Annotated in this window: 19 protein-coding genes and 3 pseudogenes; 17 read left to right on the top strand and 5 right to left on the bottom strand. The window is 73.6% G+C overall.

The window, feature by feature from the left end; all coding sequences use genetic code 11:
• Positions 1-30: 30 nt before the first annotated feature.
• Positions 31-747 (bottom strand): rhomboid family intramembrane serine protease, encoded by a 717-nt coding sequence (locus tag Q3Y56_RS08100; protein ID WP_304461270.1) that lies wholly within the window; start codon positions 745-747, stop codon positions 31-33.
• A gap of 211 nt (positions 748-958) precedes the next feature.
• Here Q3Y56_RS08100 and Q3Y56_RS08095 point away from each other — a divergent pair, with 211 nt between their 5' ends.
• The 5 genes from Q3Y56_RS08095 to Q3Y56_RS08075 all read left to right on the top strand — a co-directional run bounded on the left by Q3Y56_RS08095 (position 959) and on the right by Q3Y56_RS08075 (position 6,500).
• Positions 959-1,204 carry a hypothetical protein gene (locus tag Q3Y56_RS08095; protein WP_304461269.1) on the top strand — a complete coding sequence of 82 codons (246 nt, stop codon included), beginning with the start codon at positions 959-961 and terminating at the stop codon, positions 1,202-1,204.
• A 20-nt stretch (positions 1,205-1,224) separates the two neighbouring features.
• Positions 1,225-2,586, top strand: a complete 1,362-nt coding sequence (locus Q3Y56_RS08090) for an NYN domain-containing protein (RefSeq protein WP_304465514.1) — start codon at positions 1,225-1,227, stop codon at positions 2,584-2,586.
• Positions 2,587-2,846: 260 nt separating this feature from the next.
• A complete protein-coding gene (locus Q3Y56_RS08085) occupies positions 2,847-3,869 on the top strand; it encodes a C40 family peptidase (RefSeq protein WP_304461268.1) in 1,023 nt (340 codons plus the stop codon).
• A 228-nt stretch (positions 3,870-4,097) separates the two neighbouring features.
• On the top strand, positions 4,098-5,147 hold the full coding sequence (locus Q3Y56_RS08080) for an NlpC/P60 family protein (protein ID WP_304461267.1): 1,050 nt from the start codon (positions 4,098-4,100) through the stop codon (positions 5,145-5,147).
• Between the two features lie 114 nt (positions 5,148-5,261).
• Complete coding sequence (locus Q3Y56_RS08075; protein WP_304461266.1) at positions 5,262-6,500, top strand: hypothetical protein; 1,239 nt, start codon at positions 5,262-5,264, stop codon at positions 6,498-6,500.
• A 132-nt stretch (positions 6,501-6,632) separates the two neighbouring features.
• On the opposite strand, the gene Q3Y56_RS08070 is transcribed toward Q3Y56_RS08075, so the two are convergent.
• Complete coding sequence (locus tag Q3Y56_RS08070) at positions 6,633-7,178, bottom strand: PadR family transcriptional regulator (protein ID WP_304461265.1); 546 nt, start codon at positions 7,176-7,178, stop codon at positions 6,633-6,635.
• Positions 7,179-7,272: 94 nt separating this feature from the next.
• Between Q3Y56_RS08070 and Q3Y56_RS08065 the strand changes: the two genes are divergently transcribed.
• Together Q3Y56_RS08065 and Q3Y56_RS08060 are read left to right on the top strand one after the other, a co-directional pair.
• Positions 7,273-8,631: an MATE family efflux transporter gene (locus Q3Y56_RS08065; RefSeq protein WP_304461264.1), complete on the top strand. Its 1,359-nt coding sequence runs from the start codon at positions 7,273-7,275 to the stop codon at positions 8,629-8,631.
• Between the two features lie 178 nt (positions 8,632-8,809).
• Positions 8,810-9,955, top strand: coding sequence for a glycosyltransferase family 4 protein (locus tag Q3Y56_RS08060; RefSeq protein WP_304461263.1), 1,146 nt, complete (start codon positions 8,810-8,812; stop codon positions 9,953-9,955).
• Positions 9,956-10,010: 55 nt separating this feature from the next.
• Here Q3Y56_RS08060 and Q3Y56_RS08055 read toward each other — a convergent pair whose 3' ends face one another.
• A complete protein-coding gene (locus Q3Y56_RS08055) occupies positions 10,011-11,807 on the bottom strand; it encodes a long-chain fatty acid--CoA ligase (RefSeq protein ID WP_304461262.1) in 1,797 nt (598 codons plus the stop codon).
• A gap of 269 nt (positions 11,808-12,076) precedes the next feature.
• On the opposite strand from Q3Y56_RS08055, the gene Q3Y56_RS08050 reads away from it, so the two are divergent.
• The 6 genes from Q3Y56_RS08050 (at position 12,077) to Q3Y56_RS08025 (ending at position 17,847) form a co-directional block, all read left to right on the top strand.
• Positions 12,077-12,859 (top strand): metallophosphoesterase, encoded by a 783-nt coding sequence (locus Q3Y56_RS08050; RefSeq protein ID WP_304461261.1) that lies wholly within the window; start codon positions 12,077-12,079, stop codon positions 12,857-12,859.
• 67 nt (positions 12,860-12,926) lie between these two features.
• Positions 12,927-13,370, top strand: a complete 444-nt coding sequence (locus Q3Y56_RS08045) for an SRPBCC family protein (protein ID WP_304461260.1) — start codon at positions 12,927-12,929, stop codon at positions 13,368-13,370.
• Positions 13,371-13,964: 594 nt separating this feature from the next.
• Complete coding sequence (locus tag Q3Y56_RS08040; RefSeq protein ID WP_304461259.1) at positions 13,965-15,266, top strand: ArsA family ATPase; 1,302 nt, start codon at positions 13,965-13,967, stop codon at positions 15,264-15,266.
• A 209-nt stretch (positions 15,267-15,475) separates the two neighbouring features.
• Positions 15,476-15,973 (top strand): DUF5304 family protein, encoded by a 498-nt coding sequence (locus Q3Y56_RS08035; RefSeq protein ID WP_304461258.1) that lies wholly within the window; start codon positions 15,476-15,478, stop codon positions 15,971-15,973.
• Between the two features lie 57 nt (positions 15,974-16,030).
• Complete coding sequence (locus Q3Y56_RS08030; RefSeq protein WP_304461257.1) at positions 16,031-16,972, top strand: ROK family glucokinase; 942 nt, start codon at positions 16,031-16,033, stop codon at positions 16,970-16,972.
• Between the two features lie 116 nt (positions 16,973-17,088).
• A complete protein-coding gene (locus Q3Y56_RS08025; RefSeq protein WP_304461256.1) occupies positions 17,089-17,847 on the top strand; it encodes an endonuclease/exonuclease/phosphatase family protein in 759 nt (252 codons plus the stop codon).
• Between the two features lie 83 nt (positions 17,848-17,930).
• Here the strand turns inward: Q3Y56_RS08025 and Q3Y56_RS08020 are convergent, their stop codons facing one another.
• Both Q3Y56_RS08020 and Q3Y56_RS08015 read right to left on the bottom strand, forming a co-directional pair.
• On the bottom strand, positions 17,931-18,614 hold the full coding sequence (locus tag Q3Y56_RS08020; protein ID WP_304461255.1) for a hypothetical protein: 684 nt from the start codon (positions 18,612-18,614) through the stop codon (positions 17,931-17,933).
• Positions 18,601-19,385 (bottom strand): annotated as a pseudogene (locus tag Q3Y56_RS08015) (alpha/beta hydrolase). The gene Q3Y56_RS08020 and the pseudogene Q3Y56_RS08015 overlap by 14 nt, the downstream one beginning before the upstream one ends.
• Before the next feature lie 233 nt (positions 19,386-19,618).
• Between Q3Y56_RS08015 and Q3Y56_RS08010 the strand changes: the two are divergent.
• From Q3Y56_RS08010 to Q3Y56_RS07995, 4 genes and pseudogenes are all read left to right on the top strand, one after another.
• Positions 19,619-20,335 carry a 1-acyl-sn-glycerol-3-phosphate acyltransferase gene (locus Q3Y56_RS08010; RefSeq protein WP_304465513.1) on the top strand — a complete coding sequence of 239 codons (717 nt, stop codon included), beginning with the start codon at positions 19,619-19,621 and terminating at the stop codon, positions 20,333-20,335.
• A gap of 92 nt (positions 20,336-20,427) precedes the next feature.
• Positions 20,428-21,734, top strand: a pseudogene (gene macS, locus Q3Y56_RS08005) (MacS family sensor histidine kinase).
• 3 nt (positions 21,735-21,737) lie between these two features.
• Complete coding sequence (locus tag Q3Y56_RS08000) at positions 21,738-22,436, top strand: response regulator transcription factor (RefSeq protein WP_304461254.1); 699 nt, start codon at positions 21,738-21,740, stop codon at positions 22,434-22,436.
• 154 nt (positions 22,437-22,590) lie between these two features.
• Positions 22,591-23,618, top strand: a pseudogene (locus tag Q3Y56_RS07995) (6-phosphofructokinase).
• Positions 23,619-23,679 lie beyond the last annotated feature (61 nt).

Genomic DNA, 23,679 nt, shown 5'->3' with positions numbered 1-23,679 from the left:
CCCTCGCTGGGGCGGGTTGCGCCGCTCACTCTATCCCTCCCGTCTCCCGCCACCGCCCTCAAGCGAAGGCGCTCCGCGCCCCTTGGACTCCCGCCCGAAGCGGGCCCACGCGAAGAGGAAGCCGAGGACGAACCCGACCAGGTGGGCCAGGTACGCCACGCCGGGGCGCGGGCCCTCCTGCCGGATGGCGAGCCACTGCAGGGCGAACCAGAAGATCAGCACCGCCCAGGCCGGGAACCGCAGCGGCAGGAAGAGCAGGAACGGGAAGAGGCTGGTCACCCGCGCGCGCGGGAAGAGCCACAGGAAGGCGCCCAGCACCCCGGAGATGGCCCCGGAGGCGCCGACCAGGGTCTGGGTGGAGTCGGCGTGCGCGGCGGCGTAACCGACCAGCGCCAGATAGCCGGTCACCAGGTAGAACAGGGTGAACTGCAACCGGCCCATGCGCTCCTCGGCCATCGCGCCGAAGACGTACAGGAACAGTATGTTGCCGAGCAGGTGCAGCCAGTTCCCGTGCACGAAGAGCGCGGTGAGCGGGGTGAGCGCCTCGGCGGACGGGCCGTTCCACAGGCTGCCCGGGACCACGCCCCAGCGTTCGAAGAAGGCGGCCCGCGCCTCCAGCAGCGCGCCGCCCGTGCCGTAGCCCGGGTTGAGCCCGGACGCCGGACTCACGGCGAAGACCAGGCAGCAGACACCGATGAGGGTGTACGTCACCGTGGGCCGCCCCGGGCCCGCCGACGTATCGATCATGGCCAGATCATGGCGTACCGGGCACAACCTGCCCAGAGCGCCTCGCCGCCGCCGGTCGGCGGTGGCCCGGCCCCGGCGCGGCCCACCTTTCAGGCCGTAGGGTTACAGCACACGGCATGGACAGCATGCGCGTATCGCACTCCCCCGGCTGAGGCCGGGGGTGCCCCAGCGGCGCCCGCCCGGACGCGGCACCGAGGAAGAGGACAGGACGATGGCCGTTCCCCAGCCGACCGACCGGACCCGGTGGCGCTGCACGCTGTGCGGGAACCTCACCCGTTTCGATGTCACCCGGTCGACCAGGGCTGTGGAGTACGTCCATCTGGACCTCGCGGGGGAGCCCACGGTCGAGGAGCGCGAGGTGCTCGGTGAGACCATCGAGTCGGTGCGTTGCCGCTGGTGCAACGCGGTCGACCGGATCGAGCTGGTCGACCGCCCGGGCGCGGGCGCGAGCGCCTGAGAACGGAGCGGTGACAGGTGGTGGAACGGACGGACGGGCCCACGGCGGCCGGTGACGCCGACGGCGGCGGCACCGAGACGCTGGACCGTCCCCTGCCGGAGGGCGTGCGGCGCCGGGTCGTGGCGCTCGTCGCGGATGCCTTCGGCGGCCTCACGGTCACCGAACTTCCGCCCCAGTTGCGGCAGTACGCCCGTTTCACCCCAACGCGTCGGGCCAAGTTCGCCGGGAACGCGATGGCCGCCGCGGTGGAGACCGAGGCGCTGTTCCGGCAGCGGATCGGGGCCCGGCTGCGCGAGACGCACACCGAGCTGGCCGAGGCCATCGAGGGCGGCTCGCCGCCCGCCGCCGCCGATCCCGTGGACGTGGCGGCGCTGGCCTTCGTGCTGCGCCCGGTGGGCTGGGTGAAGCTCGTCGAGGCGGCGGGTGAGGAGGCCCAGAGGGCGGACGCCGAGCGGGCCGGCGAGGAGGCCGAGCGGGAGCTGCGGCGGCTGCGGGAGGAGTTGGCGCAGGCGCGCGCCGCGGCCCGTACGGAGGTGGAGCGGACCCGGGCGGAGCTGGAGGCGGCCCGCAAGGAGGTCGACGTCCTCCACCGGAAGCTGCGCAGCGCGCTCAGCGACGTCAAGCGGGGCGAGGCGGCCCTGCGCAAGGCCGAGGCGGAGCTGGAGTCGGTCCGGTCCGCGGCCGCGGCGCAGGCGGCGACGGCCGACGGCGAGGCCCGTCGGCTGCGGTCCCGGCTGGCGGAGGCCGAGTCGGCGCTGGAGGCCAGCCGGCGGGCCGCGCGCGAGGGCCGCAGCGTCGAGGACATGCGGGTGCGGCTGCTGCTGGACACGGTGCTGGACGCGGCCCAGGGCCTGCGCCGGGAGCTGGCGCTGCCGCCGGCCTCCAGCCGCCCCGCGGACACCGTGGACGCGGTCGAGCCGGGCAAGATGACCCCCAAGGACATCGCGCGGCGGGCGCTGTCGGAGACCGACCCGGCGCTGCTCGACCAGCTGTTGGCGCTCCCTCAGGCGCATCTGGTGGTGGACGGCTACAACGTCACCAAGACCGGCTATCCCACGATGCCGCTGGAGAAGCAGCGGCTGCGGCTGCTGGGCGGGCTCGCGGTGCTGGCCGCCCAGACCGGCGCGGAGATGACCTGCGTCTTCGACGGGGCCGAACTGGCCGCCCCGGTGCTGCTCGCGCCCCCGCGCGGGGTGCGGGTGCTGTTCAGCAAGCCGGGCGTGACGGCGGACGAACTGATCAGGCAGCTGGTCCGGGCCGAACCGCCGGGCCGCCCCGTGGTCGTGGTCTCCACCGACCGGGAGGTGGCGGACGGCGTGGCGAAGGCCGGTGCGCGCCCGGTGGCATCCGCCCTGCTGCTCAAGCGACTTGCGCGCACCTGATCATCAGCGCAGCGTCAAGGGGCCGTCACCAAGCGTGTGACGTTTGTAAAAGATGTGCTCGGGGAGCAGATATTTCGCTTGTGGGATTTGAAGCGATCACGATGAGCTTACTAATCTCAGGCCACGCATCTCCGCGTGGTTGATCGCCCAACCGGGGTGACAGCGGAGGTACCGCCGAGTCCGCGGAGCGTGTGCGCGGAGCCGGGGTCTTGAACCCCCACCACCCGGTAGGCGGCTGAAGGAAGAAGGAGACCGCCTTCGTGGCGTCCCACCGTCGACCCAAGCAGCCGAGCCGCACTCGGGTAACCGTGCTCACCGCGACCGCCGCCGCTGCCGTGGCCCTGAGCTCCCAGGCGGCCCAGGCCGCGCCCAAGCCGTCCAAGGAAGACGTCAAGGCCAAGGTCGACAAGCTCTACGAAGAGGCGGAGCAGGCCACCGAGAAGTACAACGGGGCCAAGGCCAAGCAGGACAAGCTCAAGGAGCAGGTCGACGACCTCCAGGACAAGGTCGCCCGCGGCCAGGAGGACCTGAACAAGCTGCGCGACGGCCTCGGTTCGATGGCCACCGCGCAGTACCGCTCCGGCGGCATCGACCCGTCCGTGCAGCTGCTGCTGTCCTCCGACCCGGACGAGTACCTCGACAAGGCGTCCACCCTCGACCAGCTCAGCGGCAAGCAGGCCGTCGCGCTCAAGCAGATCGGCGACAAGCAGCGCACTCTCAAGCAGCAGCGCGCCGAGGCCACCACCAAGCTCCAGGACCTCGCCGAGACCCGTAAGTCGCTCGGGGAGAAGAAGAAGGACATCCAGGGCAAGCTCGCCAAGGCCCAGGCGCTGCTGAACACCCTCACCGCGCAGGAGCGCCAGGCCCTCGCGGAGAAGGAGGAGCGCGCCAACCGTTCCAACGACCGCGTGGACCTGGGCGACGACGTGCCCGAGTCGCAGCGCGCCGCCGCCGCCCTGGCCGCCGCCAAGACCAAGATCGGCTCCCCGTACGTCTGGGGCGCCACCGGCCCCAGCTCCTTCGACTGCTCCGGGCTCACCTCGTGGGCGTACGCGCAGGCCGGTGTGCAGCTGCCGCGCACCTCGCAGGAGCAGGCGAACGCCGGCACCCACCTCGGGCAGGGCCAGCTCAAGCCGGGCGACCTGGTGCTGTTCTACGGCGACCTGCACCACATCGGGCTGTACGCGGGCAACGGCCAGGTGCTGCACGCCCCCAAGCCCGGTGCCAACGTGCGCTACGAGTCCATCAACAACATGCCGTTCATGTACGGCGTGCGCGTCTGAGCGTTTGACTGGGACCGAAACCCCGCCGGGAGACGCCCGTTAGGGCGAATCCCGGTACCGTCCGCTGACCCCGCGCCCCGCCGGTGACCTGCGTCTCCGGTGGGGCGTCGCGCTGTCCGCCCGGCCCGGCCTTTTTGTACGCTGCGTGTCCGTGGGGCTACTGTCTGCGCGCAGTTCCTCGCGGCCCGGCATCCGGGCCGCGTCCCAGCGGAAGGGAGTGCGGCGTCCGTGGCGTCCCATCGCCGTCCCTCGTCGTCCGGTCTTGACCGGACGAAACGGGTGACCGTCCTGTCCGCGGCCGCGGCTTCCGCGGCCGCCGCGCTGTCGGCCGTGCCGGCCGGCGCCCGACCCGAGGACCCGCCCTCCGACGCGGTATCGGCCCGCGGCGCGGTCGACCGGCTCTACGCGCAGGCCGAGCGCGCCACCGAACTGTTCAACGCCGCGGAGGAGCGCTCCCGGCGGCTGACCGAGGAAGTCGACCTGCTCCGCGACCGGGCGGCCCGCGGCCAGGAGCGCGTCAACGCGATACGGAACGCGCTCGGCGGACTCGCCGGGGCGCAGTACCGCTCCGGCGGCCTCGACCCGGCCATCGCCCTGGTCCTCTCCGAGAGCCCCGACGGCTATCTCGACAAGGCCTCGGCCCTGGAGCGCATCGGGCAGCGGCACGCGGAGCGGCTCCGCTCCCTGCGGACCGCGCTGCGGAGCCTGCGGCAGCAGCGCACCGAGGCGGCGGGCAAGCTCGTCGAACTCTCCGACAGCCGCAAGGCCGTGGCCCATCACAAGAAGACCGTGCAGCGCAAGCTCGCCACCGCCCGCAGGCTGCTCAACGCGCTCTCTCCCGAGGAGCGGGCGCGGTTCGCGCGCGCGTCCCGGCACGGCAGGCGCGCGGACGGCGGGTTCCTGCCGGGGTTCGAGGACATGGCCGCGGCCTCCCCGCGGGCCGCGGCCGCGCTGGCCGCCGCGCGGCAGGCGGTCGGCCTGCCGTACGCCTGGGGAGCGGCTGGGCCGAGCGCGTTCGACTGCTCCGGGCTGACGCAGTGGGCGTACGGCGCCGCGGGCGTGGCCATTCCGCGCACCTCGCAGGCGCAGCGGTACGCCGGGCGGTCCGTGCCACTGTCCCAGGCCCAGCCCGGCGACCTGGTGGTCTACCGCTCCGACGCCAGCCACGTCGGGATGTACGCGGGCAACGGCCAGGTGATCCACGCGCCGTACCCGGGGGCGGCGGTGCGCTACGACCCGGTGGGCATGATGCCGATCTCCTCCGTGACCCGCCCATAGCGGGCGCCGGTCGGCGGGCGACGCGTCCCGCCCTCGCGCCATCGGCCGACCACCGCGCCGTATTGGCCGAACCGCACGCTCCGCCCCGCCGCCGCGACTCGTACGATCTAGCGCGTGGCAGGTCAGCAGCGACGGCGGGCGGTCCTCCGGATGGCCGTGGTCGGCGCGTTGGGCGCCACGGCGCTCTCCGCGTGCGGCCGGGCCCCCGCGGACGAGGATCGCGCGGACATCCAGCGAATGCTGGACCGGCGCGCCGCGGCGGTACGGGAGCGGGACGCAAGCGCGTTCCTGGCCACCGTCGACCGGGGCGCGGTCCGCTACCGCTCCGGTCAGCGGCGGGTCTTCGAGAACCTCGCGGACGTGCCGCTGAGTTCGTGGACGTACCGGCTCGCGGGCACCGGCGGCTTCACCCCGGCCGCCGGTACGGGCCGCCGGATCGCCGCCCGCGTCGAACTCCGGTACCGCCTCGCCGGATACGACAGCGCGCCGGTCACCAGCGAGCAGTTCCTGACCCTCGTACGCCGCGAGGGGCGGTGGTACGTCGCGGCCGAACGCGGCAAGCGCGCCCCCCAGCAACTGTGGGACCAGGGCGGCGTCGAGGTCGTACGCGGCAGGCACAGCCTGGTCCTCGGGGTCGGCCAGGACCGCGCCCGGCTGCGCGAGATCGCGGCCACCGCCGACCGCGCGGTGCCCGCGGTGGGCGGCGTGTGGCGGGAGAAGTGGGCGCACCGCGTGGTGGTCCAGGTGCCCGCCTCGGTGGAGCGGCTGGCCGGTCTGCTGGGCACCTCCGCCAACGCCTACCGGGGCATCGCGGCGGTCACCACCGCCGAGCTCGTCCGGGACGGCTCCGCGCCCGCCGACCGCGTCATCGTGAACCCGGACGCGTACGCCGTGCTCGGCGCGTTCGGCCGCCAGGCCGTCATGACGCACGAGACGGCCCACGTCGCGACCCGCGCGTCCACCACACGGGCCACCCCGCTGTGGCTGTCGGAGGGGTTCGCGGACTGGGTGGGCTACCGCGGCGCGGACCGCCCACCGCAGGCGCTGGCGCCCGAACTGACCGTCGCGGTCCGGCAGGGCCGCCCGCCGCGCGACCTGCCGGACACCGACGCGTTCCGCTTCGGCACCGACGGCCCCGCGCTGGCCCGCGCCTATGAGGAGGGCTGGCTGGCCTGCCGCATGATCGCCGAACGGTGGGGCGAGCGGAAGCTCGCGGAGTTCTACCGGGAGGTCGGGGCGGGCGGCGGGGGCGAGCGGAGATCGGTGGACGCGGCGCTGGTGAAGGTCCTGGGGGTACGGCGGGCGGAGTTCATGGCGGGCTGGCGGTCGTATGTGACGCGCACGTTGGGCTAGCGCGCGTTGGGCCGACGCACGTGGTGCCGGCGCGCGTCGGGCCGGCCGCGCGACGGGCCCTGGACTAGCGGGCGCGACCGTGCGGCGGGCCCTGGGCTAGCCGGGGGCGTCGACTGTGCGGCGGCCCCTGGGTCAACCGGGACTGCGCCCCGGCCCCCGCTCCAACTCCGCCAGTGCCTCCGCCAGCCACGCCTTCTCCGCCTGGCCCGTGGCCCGTGCGATCCGCAGCATGCCCTGGCGGAAGAGGTCGCCGGCCTCCTCCGCGCGCACCGGTTCGCCGTCGCGGTAGAAGAAGCTGGCCGGAGTGTCCAGGAAGGCCTTTCTGCGGCGCAGCACCGCGGCCTGCTCGGCCGGGTCCGGGAGGTGGTGCAGGAAGGCCAGCAGGGTGAAGAAGCGCTGGCCGTCGGTGATCTCGACGTCCTTGGGGTCGCGGAGCCTGGCCAGCAGCCGGGCGCGGCCCGCGTCGGTCAGGGACAGGATGCGGCGGGGCGCGGCGCCGGCGCCCGGTTCGGTGCGCTGGTCCACCAGCCCGTTCTTCGCCAGCCTGCTGATCGCCGGGTACAGGGCCCCGTCGCTGACCGGGCGGACGTGTCCGCTCAGCCCCCTGATGCGCTCCTTGAGTTCGTAGCCGTGCAGCGGCTCGTCGTGGAGGAAGCCGAGGATGGTCAGTTCGAGCACGCGCGCACTCCGACGGTTGGATTCTCGGGCCCTGTCATGATACCTCTCATCGCTATACATCGATTCGATGTAATGAGGGAGGGAGAAGACCACCGTGGAACCCCGCACCCACCGCAGGAGACTCCTCACGCTGGCCGGGCCGGTCTACTTCGAGCTGCTCGCCGGGGTGCTGGCCGGGATCGTCAACATGGTCTGGGTGGCGCGGCTCGGCGGTGACGCCGTCGCCGCGGTCGCCGTGGCCACGAACGTCGAGAACGTGCTCCTGGGCGTGATCCTCATGGCGGGCTCCGGCACCACCGTCCTGGTCGCCCGCGCCGCCGGAGCCCGCGACCTGGCAGCCGTGCGCTCGGCCGTCCGGGGCGGCTGGGCGCTGTGCGCGCTGCTCATCCCGCCCGTGGCGATCGGCGGCTGGTTCCTGCGCGAACCGCTCGCCCGGCTGGTGCTCGGCGGCGCGGACGGGCCCGTACACGACCTGACCGTCGGCTACTTCGCCGTCTCGCTGCCCGGCGTCGCCGTGTTCTTCGCGCAGAACCTGCTCGACGGCGCCCTCAAGGGCGCGGGCGACACCCGCACCCCGATGCGGCTCGCCTTCCTGGCCAACGCGCTGATCCTCGTCCTCGACCCGCTGCTCATCCTCGGCCTGCTCGGACTGCCGGAACTCGGCGTCCAAGGCGCCGCCGTGGCCACCGTCGCCGGCCGGACGGCCGCGTTCGCCGCCGGATGCGCGGCGCTGCGCCGCAACCGGTTGCTGCGCCAGGCGCGCGCGGTGCCGCCCGCCGCGCGGACCGCCGCCGCGCTCCGTGCCACCGCCGCCACCGGGCTGCCGATGTCCGGCGACTTCCTTATACGGATGGCCGGCTCCCTGGCGCTGGTGGCGATCGTGGCGCGGCTCGGGGTCACCTCGGTCGCCGCGTACGGCATCGCGACGAAGGCCATGTACGTGGCGACGATGGCGTTCTACGCGGTACGCCAGGCTGCCGCGATCCACACCGCCCACACCCTGGGCGCCGGACGGGACCAGCGGCGCGCGATCGGCCGTCAGGCGCTGCTGCTCGGGGCCGCGTTCGGGGCGGTGGCGGCGGTGGCGCTGCTGGTCGTGGCTCCGTGGGTGATGCGGGGGTTCGGCGCGGAGCCGGACGTGGCCGCCGCCGGGGCGCTGTTCCTGCGCGGCATCGGCCCGTACCTGACGCTGCTGGCCTGCTTCATCGCCCTGGGCGGCGTCTTCGAGGGCGGGGGCGGCAGCCCGCTGATGCTGCGGGTCACCGCCGTCGGGACCGCCGTCCAACTGCCGCTCGCCCATGGCCTGTCGGGGCTCGGGCTGCCCGGGGTGTGCCTGGCGATGGGGCTCGGCGCCGCCGTGCAGTGCCTCGCCGTCGTGGCGCTGCACCGGCGGCTGGACCGCCGCCCGCGGCCGCACGCCGAGGCCCCGGCGCCGGCAGCCCGCCTGTCGTGACCGCGCCCGGCGCGCGGTTCCGGGTACCGGCACGGGCGACCCTCGGCACCGACGAGGGGGCCCCGCTACCGGCGCCGGCGGCCCCGGCGGCGAGGCAGGCGGTCCGGTCGGCGACGCGGGTGACCCGGCCCACAGCCCGGCCGCCCGCGGCCGCCCGTACCCGGTACTGTCGGCCGCGATGCACAAGACCCTCATCGTCACCAACGACTTCCCGCCCCGCCCCGGCGGCATCCAGTCCTTCCTGCACAACATCGCGCTGCGGCTGGACCCGGAACGGATCGTCGTCTACGCCTCCACCTGGAAGCGGGGACAGGAGGGCGCCGAGGCCACCGCGCGCTTCGACGCCGAACAGCCGTATCAGGTGGTACGGGACCACACCACGATGCTGCTGCCGACCCCGCGCGTCACCCGGCGCGCCACCGCGCTGCTGCGCGAACACGGCTGCACCTCGGTGTGGTTCGGCGCCGCGGCCCCGCTCGGCCTGATGGCCCCCGCGCTGCGGAAGGCGGGCGCCACCCGGCTGGTGGCCACCACCCACGGGCACGAGGCGGGCTGGGCCCAGTTGCCCGCCTCCCGGCACTTGCTGCGCAGGATCGGCGAGGGCACCGACGCCCTCACCTATCTGGGGGAGTACACCCGCTCCCGGATCGCGGACGCGCTCACCGAGCACGCCGCCGCCCGGATGGTCCAGCTCACCCCCGGGGTGGACGAGGAGGTCTTCCACCCCGACTCGGGCGGTCAGGAGGTGCGGGCCCGGCTGGGGCTCGCCGACCGCCCCGTCGTGGTGTGCGTCTCCCGGCTCGTCCCGCGCAAGGGACAGGACACCCTGATCCACGCCATGCCGCGCATCCTGGAGCGGATTCCGGACACGGCGCTGCTCATCGTCGGCGACGGGCCGTACGCCAGGGACCTCAAGCGGCTCGCGGAGACCACGGGCGTCGCGGACTCGGTGTACTTCACCGGTGCGGTCCCCTGGGAGGAACTGCCCGCCCACTACGGCGCGGGCGACGTCTTCGCCATGCCGTGCCGGACCCGCCGCCGCGGGCTGGACGTCGAGGGCCTGGGCATCGTCTATCTGGAGGCGTCGGCCACCGGGCTGCCGGTGGTCGCCGGGGACTCCGGCGGCGCACCGGACGCGGTACTCGACGGGGAGACCGGCTGGGTGGTGCGCGGCGCCTCGCCCAGGGACTGCGCCGACCGGATCGTCGAGCTGCTCCGGGACCCCGAACTACGGCGCACCATGGGCCTGCGAGGCCGGGCCTGGGTCGAGGAGCGCTGGCGCTGGGACCACCTGGCGGAGCGTCTGGAGCACATGCTCAAGTAGCGCATGGGTAAGGGGTGTGCACCATGGTGCACACCCCTTACCCATAGGCAGAGCCTCAGGCCTGGTAGATGGCCTCGATCTCGCTCGCGAAGTCCTTCGCCACCACGTTCCGCTTGAGCTTCAGCGACGGCGTCACATGCCCGGAGTCCTCCGTGAACTGCATCGGCAGGATCCGGAACTTGCGCACCGACTCGGCCCGCGACACCGCCGCGTTGCCGTCGTCCACCGCCTCCTGGATCGCCGCCAGCAGCTCCGGGTCCTCCCGCAGCTCCGCGGCCGTGGTCCCGGCCGGCTTGCCGTGCTCGGCCAGCCAGCGGGGCAGGAACTCCTCGTCGATGGTGATCAGCGCGCCGACGAACGGGCGGCCGTCGCCGACCACCATGCACTCCGCCACCAGCGCGTGCGCCCGGATCCGGTCCTCGATCACCGCCGGGGCGACGTTCTTGCCGCCCGAGGTGATGATGATTTCCTTCTTGCGGCCGGTGATGGTCAGGAAGCCGTCCTCGTCCAGCGTGCCGACGTCGCCGGTGTGGAACCAGCCGTCGGACATCGCCTCCGCCGTCGCCTGCGGGTTGTTCCAGTACTCGGTGAACAGGTGGTCGCCGTGCAGCAGCACCTCGCCGTCGTCGGCGATCCGCACCACCGTGCCCGGCATCGGCTGCCCGACCGTGCCGATCTTCTGCCGGTCCAGCGCGTTGAAGGTGGTCGGCGCGCACGACTCCGTCAGGCCGTAGCCCTCCAGCACCGTGAAGCCGATGCCCCGGTAGAAGTGGCCCAGCCGGGCGCCCAGCGGCCCGCCGCCGGAGATGGCGTGGGTGGCCCGGCCGCCCAGCACCGCCCGCAGCTTGCTGTAGACCAGCTTGTCGAAGACCTTGTGCTTGATCCGGAGCCCGAGCGACGGGCCGGACGGGCTGTCGAGGGCCTCGCTGTAGGCGATGGCCACGTCGGCGGCCTTGTCGAAGATCTTGCCCTTGCCGTCGGCCTGGGCCTTCGCCCGAGCCGCGTTGTAGACCTTCTCGAAGACCCGCGGCACGCCGAGGATCAGCGTCGGCCGGAAGGAGGCGAGCTCGTCGGTGAGGGTCTTGATGTCCCCGACGTGCCCCAGCTTGATCGGCGCCAGCACCGCGCAGATCTCCACCAGCCTGCCGAAGACGTGCGCCTCCGGCAGGAACAGCAGGATCGACGACTCGCCGGTGACGAAGATCGGCTTGAGCCGGGCGACCGCGTTGCCGCACACGGCGAAGAAGCTGCGGTGGGAGAGCACACAGCCCTTGGGGCGGCCGGTGGTGCCCGAGGTGTAGACGATGGTGGCCGGCGAGTCGGCGTTCGCCGCGGCGCTGCGCTCGTCCACCAGTTCCTCGGAGACCCCGCTGCCCGCGGCGGCGAGCTGCCCGACCGCGTCGGTCTCGATCCGCCACACGTGCTTGAGGCCGGGCAGGGCGTCCCGTACGGACTCCACCGCCTTCTCGTGCGCGGCGCTCTCCACGACACAGGCGACCGCCCCGGAGTCGCTGAGGATCCACTGGATCTGCTCGGGCGAACTCGTCTCGTAGACCGGCACGGTGACCGCGCCCGCGCTCCAGATCGCGAAGTCCAGCAGCGTCCACTCGTAGCTGGTACGGGACATCAGGCCGACCCGGTCGCCCGGCTGCACACCGGAGGCGATCAGCCCCTTGGCCGCGGCCCGCACCTCGGCCAGGAACTGCGTCGCGGTGACGTCCTGCCACTGGCCCCCGACCTTGCGGCCGACGACGGCGACATCAGGATGCTGGGCGGCGTTGCGGCGGATGAGGTCCGTCAGATTGCCGTCGGCCGGTACCTCATAAAGGGCCGGAAGGCTGAACTCGCGCAAGACTGGCTGCTCCTTGTCGGGCGCCGGCGCCACGACACTGTGGTTGCTCGCGTCGGCTGCGGTCCATGATCAGGCAAAGGGGGGTGGTGGACTGCCCGGACGTTACCCATCGGTATGGCTTCCGGGATAGGGGTTCCCGCCCAGATGTTTTATGCGTCACACACCGCGACACTGCTGCGCGCAGACTAGTCGACGGGCCCGGTGACGCGGAAGTAACCGCAGGTAGACGACCTTCCGATGGCCTACGCCGCAGCCGTAAGGTGATCGGCATGCGAGTCCACGTGGTCAGTGACGTACACGGCAACAGCCAGGCTCTCGGCAGCGCGGGCGACGGCGCCGACGCGTTGATCTGCCTCGGTGACCTCGTTCTTTTCCTCGACTACGCGGACCACTCGCGCGGCATCTTCCCGGACCTGTTCGGCGTGGAGAACGCCGACCTCATCGTGGAACTGCGCACCGCCCGCCGCTTCGAGGAGGCGCGGGCGCTGGCCGGGCGGCTGTGGGCGGGGCTGGAGGCGCGCGGCTTCACGGAAGGCAAGGAAGCCGCCATCGAGGCCGCCGTACGCAAGCAGTACGCGGAACTGTTCGCCGCCTTCCCCGCCCCTACGTACGCCACCTACGGCAACGTCGACATCCCCCGGCTCTGGCCCGAGTACGCCGCCCCCGGCACCACCGTCCTGGACGGCGAGCGCGTCGAGATCGGCGGCCGCGTCTTCGGCTTCGTCGGCGGCGGACTGCGCAGCCCCATGCGCACGCCCTACGAGATCGACGACGAGACGTACGCCGCGAAGATCGCCGCCCTCGGCGACGTCGACGTGCTGTGCACCCACATCCCGCCGGACGTCCCCGAGCTCTGCTACGACACCGTCGCCCGGCGCTTCGAACGGGGCAGCTCGGCGATCCTCGACGCCCTCCACGCCGTCCGCCCCGCGTACCACCTCTTCGGCCACGTCCACCAGCCGCTCGCCCGCAGGATGCGGATCGGCGCCACCGAGTGCGTCAATGTCGGACACTTCGCGTCCACCGGCACCCCCTGGGCCCTGGAGTGGTGAGTCGCGCACGGTAGCCTTCACCGGCAGGGCAGACCAGGCGGCGGACGGGTACGGAGGAGCCACGGCGATGGCCGAACACACCAGCTCAAGCATCACGATCGAGGCGGCACCGGCCGACGTGATGGCGGTGATCGCCGACTTCGACCGTTACCCGGAGTGGTCCGGTGAAGTCAAGGAAGCCGACGTCCTGAGCAAGGACGAGCTGGGGCGGCCCGAACAGGTCCGGATGGTGCTCGACGCCGGCGCCATCAAGGACGACTACACCCTCTCCTACACCTGGACCGGCGCCGACCAGGTCGACTGGTCGCTGGTCAAGTCGACCATGCTGCGCACGTTGGACGGGTCGTACCGGCTCAAGGCGATCGGCGGCGGCGAGCGCACCGAGGTGACCTACCAGCTCACCGTCGACGTCAAGATCCCGATGCTCGGCATGATCAAGCGCAAGGCGGAGAAGGTCATCATCGACCGCGCGCTGGCGGGCTTGAAGAAGCGGGTCGAGAGCGGCGCCTGACGCTTGCGGCGGTGGCCGCCCCTGCCGACCGGGGTGCGCCCGGACCCGGGTGCCACGCGTTGCCCGCCGGACCGTGGCCCTCGCGGTGCTTTGTTCCCCAGCCCCGCCCCTTCCCGAACCTGTGGGCTCCGCCCCCAGGCCCCCCGGGAGGTCAGGGAGCGGCGGCACCGCCAAGCGGCTTCCCCTGCGGGCCGGGCCCGCAGGGGGCCTCGGCGCCCCTCACCCATAGCCCTTCGGGCATGGGGCCCGAGGGGGCGGAGCCCACCCACGCGGCGGAGCCGCATATCGGACGCAGCCGGGAAGGTGGGGGCACCTCCCAGCGGCCGCGCTGGGGGAGGGGTGGGGAGCAGCCCGCCGCAGGCGCCGGCCGTCACCGGATGCGACCCAGCGTTGGGGCCGACCAGCGTGGGTCCCGAGCCGGGACCCGGACGCCACCCCGAGACCGGAGGCGGAGCCGAAGACCAGGAAGCAGCCGGGAAGGGGCCGGACCGGGGAACAGCCCACCGCGGCGCCCGGTGCCACCGGCCCCGAGCCCGGGAGGGCCTCCGCAGCCCTCGGACCCGACCGCCCCACCCTCGAACCCCAGGAGACCCCATGCGTACGGTCCTCGTCACCGGACTCGGCGGCGCGGGCCGCACCACCGTCGCGGCCGCGACCGCACTCGCCGCCGCGCGCCAAGGGCGGCATGTGCTGCTGCTGACCTCCGACCGGGGTGCCGCCCCGGACGCCCTGCTCGGGGCGGCCGGGAGCGAACCGATCGGCGCCGACCCGGCCGGCAGCGACCCCCTCGGCACCGAACCGGCCGCCGCCGGCATCCCCTGGACGGCGCCGACCGAGGCCGCGCCGGGCCTGTGGGCCGCCCGGATCGCCGCCGGCGAGCACGTCCGTGCGGAGCTCACTGCCCTCCAGGAGCGGGGCCGCGGTCTGCTGGACATGCTCGGCGCCACCCCCCTGGAGGGCGAGGAACTCACCGAGCTGCCCGGCACCGAGGCGTTCGCGCTGCTGCGCGCGCTGCACCGGGTGCGCGGGACCCGGCCCCCGGTGCCCGGGACCGCCGGGTGGGACCTGGTCGTCGTCGACATGCCGCCGGTGCCGGACACCCTCGCCGTCCTCGCCCTGCCCGAGCGGCTCCGCCGCTACCTGCGGCGGCTGCTGCCCGCCGAGCGGCAGGCGGCGCGCGCCCTGCGACCCATGCTCGCCCAGCTCGCCGGGGTCCCCGCCCCCACCGAGAAGCTGTACGAGCTCGCCGAACGCTGGGAGCGCGAACTCGCCGCCGTCCAGGCCGTGGTCGACGCGCGCGGCACGACCCTGCGGCTGGTGGCCGAACCCGGCCCGCTGGCCGTCCGCACCCTGCGCGGCCTGCGCCCCGGACTCGCGCTGCACGGCTGCCGGATCGAGGCCGTCGTCGCCAACCGGCTGCTCCCCACCGGCTCCACCGACCCCTGGCTGGCCGCCCTCTCCGGACGCCAGCAGGGGGCGCTGAAGGAACTCGCCGAGGAGTGGAGCCCGTACGCCCCGGTTCACGAACTGCCGCACCTGGGAGCCGAGCCGCAGGGCGTCGAGGAGCTGGCCGCGCTCGCCGAGCTGCTCCACGCCCCCGCGGGATCCCCCGACGAACGGCCGGACGCCCCGGCCCCCGACCCGTGGCACGTGGACGACCGGCTCGCCGACGACGGCGAACTGGTCTGGCGGCTCCCGCTGCCCGCGGCCGACCGCGAGAGTCTCGGGTTGGTACGCCGGGGCGACGAACTCATCGTCACCGCGGGGCCCTTCCACCGGGTGCTGCCCCTGCCGTCCGCGCTGCGCCGTTGCGCGGTCTCCGGCGCGGGACTGCGGGACGGCGAACTGCGCGTGCGGTTCACCCCCGACCCCGCGCTGTGGCCGCACCGCCCGTGACCCCGCGCTGTGGCAGCCACGCCCGCGCCCGCCCGCTGCGGCCACGGCGCGGCCGCTGATCCCGCGCTGCGGCCGCACCGCCCCTGACCGCTCGCGGCCCGCCCCGCGCCCACGGCCTGACCGGCGCCCGCGCCCCACGCCCCACCGCCCCGTTCCGGTAACGTCGAGGACGAGCCGAGTCGACACCAGCCCCGCCGCAGGAGCCCGTCATGAGCGATGCCACCGAGCGCCCCCACGCCGACGCCCCTCAGGAGGCGGAGCCCGGCGCGGCCGCGGGAGACGCGCGCATCACGGACGAGGACCCCGCGTACGGCGTCCGGTGTGACGACGACGCGTGGCAGCAGGCCTGCGCCGAGGACCTGGCGGCGGAGCGAGCCCGCCGCCGCGCCCGCGCCGCCGGGGAGCAGGAACAGCCCGGCAGCGCTGCCGAGGAACTGCGCAAGCTCGCCGAGGCGGTCGCCGAGAAGGTGTCCGCCCTGCAGGCCCCGATCGCCGGGACGGCGGTCCACGGTGCCGTACAACAATTGATCGCACAGGCGAAGGCGGCCGTGGAGCCCGTCATCGAGCGCAATCCCGACGTCTTCGACCACCTCGCCTCGGCCGGCAACGAACTTCTGGCCGCCTACCGGGCCGCCGTCGCCGGGCAGGAGCAGCGGTGGACCAGGGGCTCCGACCGTTCGAGTAGTGAACACATCGACCTCGACTGACCGGGTCCTCCGGTACGGTTGTCCCCGGCGGGGTTCGACCTAAAAACTGAGGGACACATGGGACTCACCATCGGTGTCGACATCGGCGGCACGAAGATCGCGGCTGGCGTGGTCGACGAAGAGGGCGCGATCCTCGACATCAGCACCGTGCCGACCCCGTCGACTCCCGAAGGCGTCATCGACGCCATCGCGGACGCGGTGCGCACCGTCAGCGCCGGGCACGACGTCGAGGCCGTCGGCATCGGCGCCGCCGGATACGTGGACGACAAGCGCGCCACGGTGCTGTTCGCCCCCAACATCAACTGGCGCCACGAAGCGCTCAAGGACAAGGTCGAGCAGCGCGTCGGGCTGCCCGTCGTCGTCGAGAACGACGCCAACGCCGCCGCCTGGGGCGAGTACCGCTTCGGCGCCGGCCACGGCCACGACGACGTCGTCTGCATCACGCTCGGCACCGGCCTCGGCGGCGGCATCATCATCGGCGGCCGGCTGCACCGCGGCCGCTTCGGCGTCGCGGCCGAGTTCGGACACCTCCGGGTCGTGCCGGACGGTCTGCTGTGCGGCTGCGGCAGCCAGGGCTGCTGGGAGCAGTACGCCTCGGGCCGCGCGCTCGTCCGCTACGCCCGGCAGCGCGCCGCCGCCGCCCCCGAGAACGCCACGCTGCTCCTCGGCCTCGGCGACGGCACCCCCGAGGGCATCCAGGGCAAGCACATCAGCGACGCCGCCCGCCAGGGCGACCCGGTCGCCATCGACTCCTTCCGCGAGCTGGCGCGCTGGGCGGGCGCGGGCCTGGCCGACCTGGCCTCCCTCTTCGACCCCTCGGCGTTCATCGTCGGCGGCGGCGTCTCCGACGAGGGCGACCTGGTCCTGGACCCGATCCGCAAGTCCTTCCGGCGCTGGCTGGTGGGCAGCCAGTGGCGGCCGCACGCCCAGGTGCTCGCCGCCCAGCTCGGCGGCAAGGCCGGCCTCGTCGGCGCCGCCGACCTGGCGCGCCAGGGCTGACCCGAAAGGCCCGCCAGGGCTGGCCGGAAAGCCCCGCGCGGGCCGGGCGTGTGTGAGATCGTCGGGGTGAACCGAGCGCAGCGCACCGCATCGAGCTGAGAGGGGCAGCGACGAAGATGCTCGCGGATCTGCCGGAGTCCCGTACCGAACCGGACGGCGCGGCGGTCGTCCGCGTGCTCAGCTACAACATCCGCTCGATGCGCGACGACACGGCGGCGCTGGCCCGGGTGATCCGGGCCTGCGCCCCGGACGTGCTGTGCGTGCAGGAGGCGCCGCGCTTCTTCCGCTGGCGCAAGGCCGCCGCCCGGCTGGCCCGGGCGACCGGCCTCACGTACACCACCGGAGGGGCCACCACCGCGGGCCCGATGATCCTCACCTCGCTCCGCGCCCACGTGGAGCGTACGGAGGAGGTCCTGCTGCCCCGTACCCCCGGCCTGCACCAGCGCGGCCTGGCCGTCGCCGAACTGCGCTTCGACCCCGGTGTCCGGCTGGGGGTGGTCAGCTGCCACCTGAGCCTGTCGGCCGCCGAGCGCCACGACCAGGCGGGGCTGGTCCTCGACAAGCTGGCCGCGCTGGACGTCCCGTACGCGGTCGTCGCCGGGGACATCAACGAACCCCCTGAGGGCAGGGCCTTCCGCAGGCTCTCGGGCGGGCTCCGGGACGGCTGGGCGGCCAAGCCGTGGGGCGGCGAGCTCACCAACTCGACCCGCGAGCCCCGCCACCGCATCGACGCGGTCTTCGCGACCAATGGCGTGGAGGTCCTGGGCTGCGGGGTGCCGGCCGGTCTGCCCGGCGTCAGCGCGGCAGACCTGAGGGCGGCCACGGATCACCTACCGGTCCTGGCCGCCCTCAGGATCCCCCGCGCCGCCCCGTGACCCTGTAGCGCCGTGGCCCTGTGCCCGCCCCGCGCCCCGGCCATCCCGTAACCGCCGCTTGCCCGTTCAGGACGTTCGGACGTTCAGACGACGGCGCCGCGCCCCGGGTCGTCGTCCTCGTCCTCGTCGCCGTCGCGCATCCGCACCACCAGGGTCGCGAAGCCGCCGAGGAAGCCGCCCACCCCCACGGTGCTGAGCCACCACGTCATCTCCCACCGGAAGACGACCGCGAGCAGGAGCAGCAGCGGGCCGCCGAGCACCGCCAGCCAGGCGAAGCGCGCGGTGGTGTCGGCGTGCGGCAGGGGAGGCGGCTCGGGCGGGACGAAATGGCCCTCGTCCGTCTCGTCGAAGTCATCCTCGGACGCCTCGGCGGGCTGCCAGTCGCGCGGGCCGACCCCGGGCGCGTACACGATGAAGCCGCCGGGCCGCCCGCCGGTGCCGCCCGCGCCGGAGACGCCGGACGGACCGCCGGGGTCCGCGCCGCCCGACGCCCCGGACGTCTCGGGCCCCTCGGACTTCTCCGGCGGCTCGGGAGCGTCGTCGCCATCCGGGCCTTTGGGGCCGGAGGACGCGCCCCGGGGGCCGGACCGGGGGGAGTCCCCGGGCTCGGCGGAGTCGTCCGGCAGCTCCCGCGGGACCCGCTCGGCGTCCGGCCACGGCGGCACGCCCGGCGGGTCCGCGGGCTCCTCGCCGTACGCCGCCACGATCTCGGCGAACGCGGCGTCGTCGTCGCGCGCGTCGGCCTCGTTCGCGTCACGCTCCGCCACGGGCCGTCATCCCTTCCACCCCGGCGCCGGGCGCGAGTCTGTCGATGAACGCGGCGGTCTCGGAGAAGATCAGCTCGGCGTCGTGGTCCAGCGTCGCCACGTGGTAGCTGCGCTCCAGCAGCCGCTCCGTCATGTCCCGCGAGGAGACCCGCGCCAGGATCCGGGCCGAGTCCACCGGCGGTACGACATGGTCCTGCGGGCTGTGCATCACCAGCAGCGGCTGCGTGACCTGCGGCAGCTCGGCGTCGACCAGCCGGAAGAACCGGCGCAGCGAGTGGGCCGCGTGCAGCGGCACCCGGTCGTATCCGCTCTCCACGGCGTCCGGCTTGGCGATGTCGCTGGCGATGCCCTTGGTGGTGGGCACCAGGTGGCGCAGCACGGGCAGCGCCGCGGCCGCCCGGTCGTGCATCTTGTTGGCCGGGTTGACGAGCGCCAGGCCGCTGATCGCCGCGCCGTGCCGGGCGGCCAGGCGCAGCGCGAGGGCGCCGCCCATGGACAGCCCGCAGACGAAGACCGTCCGGCAGCGCTCGGTGAGCAGGCCGAGCTCGCGGTCCACCTCGGCGTACCAGTCCTGCCAGCCGGTGACCGCCAGGTCCTGCCACCGGGTGCCGTGCCCCGGCAGCAGCGGCAGGGACACGGTGTGGCCGCGCTCCGCGAGGTGATCGGCCCAGGGGCGTACCGACTGGGGGAACCGGTGAAGCCGTGACAGACGAGGACGCCGATGTCTCCGCCGTCGTGGCGGAACGGCTCGGCTCCGGGCAGGAGCGGCACCGCGGATCTCCGTTCGATGAGAAGTGTCGATGAGAGGTGTCGGTGAGGGAGCGGTACGAGGTGTCGGTGGGAGTCGGTACGAAGGGTGCGGCGAGGGGTCGGTGAGCGGTGAGGGCCGGGCGGGGACCGGGGCAGCCCCGGTGGTGGAAGCGTACGCGGCGCGCCGCACGGCGGGTAGGCAGGTTAAGGTCTCCTCGTCAGACACAGGAGGTCCTCGGTTGTTCTACCGCGCAATGAAGCTGTCCGTCGGAGGGTCGCTGAAGCTCGCCTTCCGCCCGTGGGTGGAGGGGCTCGAGAACATCCCGGCCGAGGGGCCCGCCATCCTGGCGAGCAACCACCTCTCCTTCTCGGACTCCTTCTTCCTTCCCGCGGTGCTCGACCGCAAGGTGACCTTCATCGCGAAGGCGGAATACTTCACCACCCCCGGAGTCAAGGGAAAGCTGACGGCGGCGTTCTTCAAGGGCGTCGGGCAGCTTCCGGTGGACCGCTCGGGCGCGCGCGGGGCGGGCGAGGCCGCCATCAAGAGCGGTATCGAGGTGCTGGAGCGCGGCGAGCTGTTCGGGATCTACCCGGAGGGCACGCGCTCGCCGGACGGGCGGCTGTACCGGGGCAAGCCGGGCGGCCTGGCGCGGGTGGCGCTGGCCACCGGCGCGCCGGTGATCCCCGTCGCGATGATCGACACCGAGAAGATCCAGCCGCCGGGCAAGGTCATGCCCAAGCTCATGCGGCCGGGCATCCGGATCGGCAAGCCGCTGGACTTCAGCCGTTACCACGGCATGGACAACGACCGGTTCATCCTGCGCTCGGTGACCGACGAGGTCATGTACGAGATCATGAAGCTGTCCGGTCAGGAGTACGTCGACATCTACGCCACCGCCGCCAAGCGGCAGCTCGCGGAGCAGGCGAAGGCGGAGGCCGAGGCGGCGAAGGCCGCGGGCAAGAAGCACTGACAAGGGTCCGGCGGGGAGCACCGCCGGGCGGCGCGTGCGCGCGGGCGGCAGTGGTTGCCGCGGGCCCCGCGCGGGGAGGGCGGGGGAGCCGGATGCCGCGGGAGCCGAGGCGCGAGCGCGTCGTGCGCATGTCCGTGGAACAGCCGCTGTGGCATGCGCTCACCGCCTACCGGGTGCTGACGACCCTGTACGCGCTCGCGTTGTACGTGTTCGCGTTCCACCACTACGACCATCCGCTGGGCGCGGGCGCGTACCTGCTGGTGCTGACCGTGTGGACGGCCGTCACCGTGCGCAAGGTCTCCTCGGCGGAGCGCTGCACGCTGCGCTTCCTGGTCGCCGATCTCACCATCGCGGTCGTCGGCATCCTGCTGACCCCCGTGGTGGACACCCACGACCGCATCGCCGACGGCGCGCCCACGCTGCCGTCGATATGGACCGCGGGCGCCGTCCTCGGCTTCGCGATCAAGGGCGGCTGGCGGTGGGCCGCGTGGACCTCCGCGATCGTCGCGGTGGCCAACATCGCGGAACGCCGTGAGTTCGCCCAGGACAGCATCCACTCGGTGGTGCTGGTGTGGGTGGCGAGCGTGGCCATCGGCTACGTCGTCGAGGTGGCCCGCGCCAGTGAGCGCACCCTGGCCCGCGCGCTCCAGATCGAGGCCGCCACCCGGGAACGCGAGCGACTGGCCCGGGACATCCACGACAGTGTGCTCCAGGTCCTGGCGATGGTGCAGCGGCGCGGCGCCGCGATCGGCGGCGAGGCGGCGAAACTCGGCCGGATGGCGGGGGAGCAGGAGATCGCCCTGCGCACGTTGGTCGCGGGCGGGCTGGTGGGCGCCCGGCGCCCGATGGACGACGCGTACGACACCCCGTACGGCACCCACGACGCGTACGACGGCGGGTACGAGGCCGAGACCGTCGCGCACGTGGAGCACGCCCAGGGCGGTCGTGCCCATACCGCCACCGCCGTACGGGCGGCGCCGGCCGACGGCCCCCGGGACGACACCCCCTGCGACCTGCGGGCGCTGCTGGCCCCGTACGCCGGGTCCCGGGTGACGTTCTCCGAGCCCGGTGCGCCGGTGCTGCTGAACGCGGACGCGGCGGCGGAGCTGGCGGCGGCGGTCGGCGCGGCCTTGGACAATGTGCGGGTGCACGCGGGGCGGAGGCCCGCGCGTGGATCCTGGTGGAGGACGAGCCGGACGCGGTGACGGTGACGGTGCGGGACGACGGGCCCGGCATCCCGGAGGGGAGGCTGGCCGACGCCGAGCGCGAGGGGCGCCTGGGAGTGGCCCTGTCGATCCGCGGCCGGCTGCGTGACCTCGGCGGCAGCGCCGAGTGGTTCTCGGCGCCCGGCCAGGGCACCGAGGTGGAGTTGAAGGTTCCGCGGGGCGGGAAGGCTTGAGCGATGAGCGGTACACCGGAGGACCGGACCGACCGGGCCGTGACGGTGATGGTGGTCGACGACCACCCCATGTGGCGGGACGCGGTCGCCCGCGACCTGGCCGAGGCGGGGTTCGACGTGGTGGCCACGGCCGGTGACGGCCCGCAGGCGGTACGCCGGGCCAAGGCCGCCGAGCCCGACGTCCTCGTCCTCGACCTCAACCTCCCCGGGCTGCCCGGCGTCCAGGTCTGCAAGGAACTGGTGGCCGCCGACCCCGGCCTGCGGGTGCTGGTGCTCTCCGCGAGCGGCGAGCACGCCGACGTCCTGGAGGCGGTGAAGTCCGGCGCCACCGGCTATCTGCTGAAGTCGGCCAGTACGGAGGAGCTCCTGGACGCGGTGCGCCGGACGGCCGCCGGCGACGCGGTGTTCACCCCGGGCCTGGCCGGTCTGGTCCTCGGCGAGTACCGGCGGCTGGCCGGCCGCCCCGCAGCCGCCACCGCCACCCCCGGCGAGCCCGCCGTGCCCCAGCTGACCGAGCGGGAGACCGAGGTGCTGCGGCTGGTCGCCAAGGGGCTGTCGTACAAGCAGATCGCCGAGCGGCTGGTCATCTCGCACCGGACCGTGCAGAACCACGTGCAGAACACCCTGGGCAAACTCCAGTTGCACAACCGAGTGGAGCTGGTGCGGTACGCGATCGAGCGCGGCCTCGACTCCTCCGAGTGAACCACTCCTCTTCCGGGTGAACCCCTCCGCGCAACTCCCTTGACCGCCGCCGGAATTCACCTTCCACCCCATCCCGTGTGACCTGGATCACCGTTAGCGTGACCCGAATCGGGTCCTCACGGGAGAAGGTCCTCACGGGAGAAGGGAAGATGCGATGCGGGTCGGAGTACTGACCGGCGGCGGTGACTGCCCCGGGCTCAACGCGGTCATCCGTGCCGCGGTCCGCAAGGGCGTGCAGGAGTACGGCTACGGCTTCACCGGCTTCCGGGACGGCTGGCGCGGTCCCCTCGAAGGCGACACCGTGACCCTCGACATCCAGGCGGTGCGCGGCATCCTGCCGCGCGGCGGCACGATCCTGGGATCGTCGCGGACCAACCCCCTCAAGGTCGAGGACGGCATCCGCCGGATCAAGGAGAACCTCGCCAAGCACGAGGTGGACGCGCTCATCGCGATCGGTGGCGAGGACACGCTCGGCGTCGCGGCGCGGCTCAGCGACGAGTACGGGGTCCGCTGCGTCGGCGTCCCCAAGACCATCGACAACGACCTGTCCGCCACGGACTACACCTTCGGCTTCGACACGGCCGTCAACATCGCCACCGAGGCCATCGACCGCCTGCACACCACCGCCGAGTCGCACATGCGCGTCCTGGTGGTGGAGGTGATGGGCCGGCACGCCGGATGGATCGCCCTGCACTCGGGTCTGGCCGGCGGCGCCAACGTCATCCTCATCCCCGAGCAGCGCTTCGACGTCGACCAGATCTGCGCCTGGGTGAGCTCGCGGTTCAAGATCCGGTACGCGCCGATCGTGGTCGTCGCCGAGGGCGCCATGCCCAAGGACGGCGACGCGGTCCTGAAGGACGAGACCCTCGACTCCTTCGGCCACGTCCGGCTCTCCGGCATCGGCGAGTGGCTGGCGAAGGAGATCGAGAAGCGCACGGGCAAGGAGGCCCGGACGACGGTCCTGGGCCACGTCCAGCGCGGCGGCACCCCCAGTGCCTTCGACCGCTGGCTGGCCACGCGCTTCGGGCTGCACGCGATCGACGCCGTGCGGGACGAGGACTTCGGGATGATGGTCGCGCTGCGGGGGACGGACATCGTCCGGGTGCCGCTGGGGACGCCACGGCGACGCTGAAGACGGTGGACCCGTCCTTGTACGCCGAAGCCGGCGTCTTCTTCGGCTGATCGCCGCGGTCCCGGTCACCACCTCACCGGTTTGTGGGCAGTCGTCCGCCAGGGGCGGACG

The sequence above is a fragment of the Streptomyces sp. XD-27 genome, from assembly GCF_030553055.1.
Taxonomy (GTDB): domain Bacteria; phylum Actinomycetota; class Actinomycetes; order Streptomycetales; family Streptomycetaceae; genus Streptomyces.
Note: the sequence above shows the minus strand (reverse complement) of the source record. Positions and strands in the feature narration are given on the sequence as shown.